At 56.8% G+C, this 4,151-nt stretch carries 6 protein-coding genes; 2 read left to right on the top strand and 4 right to left on the bottom strand.

Annotated features, from left to right (window positions below; translation table 11 throughout):
• Positions 1–166: acyl-CoA dehydrogenase family protein (locus tag O2807_12925; GenBank protein MDA1001403.1), on the top strand; the 166-nt coding region annotated here is incomplete at its 5' end.
• An 89-nt stretch (positions 167–255) separates the two neighbouring features.
• On the top strand, positions 256–1,626 hold the full coding sequence (locus O2807_12920; protein MDA1001402.1) for a hypothetical protein: 1,371 nt from the start codon (positions 256–258) through the stop codon (positions 1,624–1,626).
• A 70-nt stretch (positions 1,627–1,696) separates the two neighbouring features.
• On the opposite strand, the gene O2807_12915 is transcribed toward O2807_12920, so the two are convergent.
• From O2807_12915 to O2807_12900, 4 genes are all read right to left on the bottom strand, one after another.
• A complete protein-coding gene (locus O2807_12915) occupies positions 1,697–2,272 on the bottom strand; it encodes a YSC84-related protein (protein ID MDA1001401.1) in 576 nt (191 codons plus the stop codon).
• Positions 2,273–2,310: 38 nt separating this feature from the next.
• A complete protein-coding gene (locus O2807_12910; GenBank protein ID MDA1001400.1) occupies positions 2,311–2,553 on the bottom strand; it encodes a hypothetical protein in 243 nt (80 codons plus the stop codon).
• Between the two features lie 6 nt (positions 2,554–2,559).
• On the bottom strand, positions 2,560–3,027 hold the full coding sequence (merB, locus tag O2807_12905) for an organomercurial lyase (GenBank protein ID MDA1001399.1): 468 nt from the start codon (positions 3,025–3,027) through the stop codon (positions 2,560–2,562).
• Between the two features lie 25 nt (positions 3,028–3,052).
• On the bottom strand, positions 3,053–4,151 hold a 1,099-nt coding region (locus tag O2807_12900; protein MDA1001398.1), incomplete at its 5' end, for an aldehyde:ferredoxin oxidoreductase.

Raw genomic sequence — 4,151 nt, 5'->3', positions numbered from 1 at the left:
CGCCGTGGACGCCTCGCGCGAGGCCGTCCAGATCCACGGCGGCTACGGCTACATCGAGGGCGAGTTTCCCGTCGCGCGCTACTACCGCGACGCCAAGGTCCTCGAGATCGGCGAGGGCACGAGCGAGATCCAGCGCATCATCATCGCCAAGGGGCTGGGGTGTTAGGGCTCCGCTGAACGCCTGCCGCTTCAAGTCCGGATATCATGTAATATAGTAGAGAAGGACAGGGGGGGGGTGAATATGGGGATGTATTTATGACTGCTCAAAATTCAGAAAAAAGAATTCTTCAGATAGGCGAAAACTTGCATCTTCCAAATGTAGATGTAGACGATTTTTATACTGATAAGCACTTCATGGATTACGACATCGTTATCGTTGATCCTTGGGGGGCAATGAAAGGCGAAGGGCATGATTATCCTGTTTCAGGTGATAAATTAAAAATAAAAGATCAGTCTGCTAACTATTTGATAGAAGGGCTCAAGAAGTTTAGCCAGAAATTTCTGAATTTTATTAATAGAGGCAAAACAGCCATTGTCTTTGTGCGGAAACTGCCGATACTTACATATTCTTATCAGGATCGAACCGCAATCGCAACAGCTAGCATTGATCTTAATAAGTTTATGCCCTGGGGCAAGGATGGTTTGATTGCAGTACATGGTACTAATATCGGATATCAAAACATTGAACCCTATAAGAGCTTTTTTATTGCTAATCATGAGCGATGGGAATACAAAGCGATTATCAAGGAACCGTTTGGTCGCTCTATCGCCCATGTATATGGAGTAGAGGAGGATGTGCTCGCTACGGAAATCTCAACTAAAGGAGATGGATATTGTTTGATGCTTCCGTATGTACAATTTAATTTGAGCGATGGGGATTCGTCAGGTGTCAAAGAAGTCCGTACGAATTTTGTTTCCTCTCTGGTAAATTTAACCAACAATTTGCAAGTTTCTGCCGCAATACCTGACTTGCCCGATTGGACCAGAGACTACCGGCTTCCCGGCGAAGCTGCTGAGATGAAAGCGATTGGCGAGGCCGGGCGTCAGGTTCTCGAAATACAAGAACAAATCAAAGCGCAGACAAAAATGCTTGAGGCTCTCCGCAAGCATAAATATCTATTTTCTTCCTGTGACACTCCACTAGAGAAAGCTGTCGATCGTGCTCTTTCTGAACTTGGGTTTAAGGTAGAACCGGGGCCGAAAAATAGAGTTGATCGCATTGCGGAATACAATGGTCAGCTTCTTGCTGTCGAAATTCAAGGCGTAAAAAATGGAGCTAAAGAGGACCATGCCCGCTCATTGAATACGTGGGTGGCTGAAGTAGAGGAATTGAAGAAAAATGACGCAAAGGGATTACTTGTTGTCAATGCATTTAGAGAAACACCTCTAGGCAAAAGAAACGGTAATCTATGGCCTGGAGAGACATTAAGTGTATGTAGTAGACACATGCTTTGCGCTATGACGGGACTTCAGCTTCTTGGCCTCTGTGTTGAAGCGAAAAAGAATCCGCAAAGGAAAGGTGAATTGATTCAAAAAATCTTTGATACGAGTGGAGAATTTCCAGATTTTAAGGATTGGCGTGAATTTTTGGATATTGAAGAAAATAACGAATCGGAAACTGAGTAAAAAAACCGCCCCGCCGGGATCATCCTAACGGAGCGGTTTTTTGTGTGTGGCTGGCGGAATTTTGCCCGCCTCAGTTCAGGTCGCTGTCTTTCCAGAACTTGGTGCCCTGGATCGTGGCCTGGATGGCCAGGCCGTTCTCGGTGATCTGGTCGAGCTTCATCCCCGGGGCGACCTCGATCGCGCCCGCGAGGGCGCCGCCCTTTTCCCCGGCCTTTGCCGCGGCGTCGGCCTGGCCCTGCGCGGACCAGCCATGGTTGACGAATCTTTCCAGGGCGCTCCGGGAGGTGAAGACGAACACCCCCCTAAAATCCTTGACGCCCAGCCCGATGCCGACGCCGGCCGAGGCCATGTTCATGTAGGTGTCCTTGCCCGTCCGGTTGTCGCGCACGATTCCCCAGCCGCCGGCCCCCGAAACCAGAAACAAATTGAGGCCGACGTTGGTGAAGACGCCGTAGCCGACGCTTCTTTTGACGGCGCCCTGCGCGTCCGGGTGAATCTTGTAGAGCTTGTTCAGGGTTTCCACCCGCATCGCCTGAACGCTTTTGCGTTTTTCCGATTCCGAATACCCACTCGGGCCGAAACAGCCGGCAAGGAGAAACAGCGCGAGCATGCAGGCGGAAATCCGTAGACATTTTGCGTTTTTCAAGATTTTTCCTCCGAGGCGTGCGGGGCGCGCCCGGCGCCTCACTTGGGGGGCGGGGGCGGGTCCCAGAAGGTGGTCGTCCGCCGCCCGAGTTTTTCGAGGAGCTCCCAGCGCTCGGCCTGGAGGCCGGGCATCTGGGTGATGTAGTCGTCCCAGGCGCGGGCGCGGTAGTTCTCGATCCCCCAGAGCTGGCCGTACTCGCCGAGGGGCATGACGGCGTCCCCGGTGCCGGGCTCGAATCCCCACCAGCTCCGCAGGTCCTCTTCCGACCGGAAGAAGATCATCGTGCTTCAGGCGAAGGGGAGATTCTCGCGCCACCTCCTAAAGGGCAGGGCCACGTAGCCGTGGATGCCCGGATGGCTGGCGTGGAGGATCTCGCCGTCGCGGTTCACGATCCGCAGGGGCTCGCCCGTGTGCATGCAGTAGGTGTCCACCTCCACCTCTTTCCCCGGGAACATCCAGCACATCGCCAGCGATTCGAAGGCGCACTGGGCGAACCACTTCTGCCGGCCGTCCACCGTGATGCGGAACTGCGTCGGGATGTTCGAGAAGGGGGGGAAGGAGCCGATGTAGTCCGATCCCGGCTGGAACCAGCTCGGGAAGGGGCCGTTGATCAGCTCGTGCATGGCCTCGCGCCCCTCGGCGGGGGTGACGCCCAGGGCGCGGGCGAGCTCGATGTAGTGGGGGGCCTGGCCCGTTTCAATCAGCTGGTCGCGGATGATGCAGTAGGTCCTGTCCAGCGCGGCGGTGCCGCTCATCTCGCCCCTCCTGTGGGGAAAACCCCTACGCGGGAAGCTTGATGCCTTCTTCCTTGGTCAAGCGATCCCAATTCGCCTCGGTGCGCTTCTTGAGCTCGTCCATGAATTCGCGCGTGATGAAGGCGGGCATTTTAATGTTTTTGTTGACGCGCTCATACACCCGCCCCGGCACGTCGTACTCCTCATCCGTGTAGCCGACTTTTTTCTCGAGAAGCCTGCCCCTCAGGTAGCTGCGCCGGATGGCCTGGTTCACCTCGTCCTGCGTGAGCGTGAGGCCGAACATGTCGTTCAGGCTGTCGAGGATGTTCTTGTTCGGGACGCCGGCGAACTTGCAGGTTCCGACGAGGTCGTCCCGGGTGTAGTAGATGCCGCTCTGGACGGCGTTCTCCCAGTACTCCATGTCGGTCTTCTGGCCGTCGAGGATGAGGAGGAGGAACGTCCGCATGCTCATGTGTCCGCCCGCGAGCGCCCAGGGGTAGCCGGGGTTCGTCTCGGGCAGGTACGCCGGGTACTCGAGGCCCTTGCCCTGCATGGCGAAGGAGAGGTCGCCCATTTCCAGCGCGAGGCGCATCGAGCCCTGGCCGAGCTGCTCGCACTTGCCCTCGGCGGCGAGCTTGGTGAATTTCACCATCTTGTCGTAGTCGCCGAACTTCATCCCGTCGAGGATCTGCTTTTCGGGGTGGCGCTCGTTCCACTCCATGGCGTAGCTGATCGTCGCGCCCAGGCTGATGGCGTCGTAGGACATGAGGTCGGCCAGCTCGACGAGCTCGAGGGCCTGCTCCTGATCGTAGATGCCGCAGTTGGGGGCGATGAGGTCGAGGGGCTCGTAGTCGAACTTGGCGCGGAACTTTCCCTTCTTGGCCTTGCGCCCCTCGGCGGTCTCGCCCGCGGGCCGGTCGTAGATGTTCTTGTGGCAGGCGATGCCGCACTTGAAGCAGGACTCGTCCTTGATGACGTAGGGCGCCTCGTAGGCGGAGCGGTAGAGGGGGAGGGTGTCCTGGTTGCCGGGGGTCTCGAAGTTGCGCTCGGGCAGGCAGCCGATCGGGTGGAGGCCCGCGATGTTCCGCCAGGTGCCGCCGCCGCCCTCGGCCTTGTAGTCGTCGCGGTAGTTCTTCGAGCCCGCG

This window comes from bacterium (genome assembly GCA_027622355.1).
Taxonomy (GTDB): domain Bacteria; phylum UBA8248; class UBA8248; order UBA8248; family UBA8248; genus JAQBZT01.
Note: the sequence above shows the minus strand (reverse complement) of the source record. Positions and strands in the feature narration are given on the sequence as shown.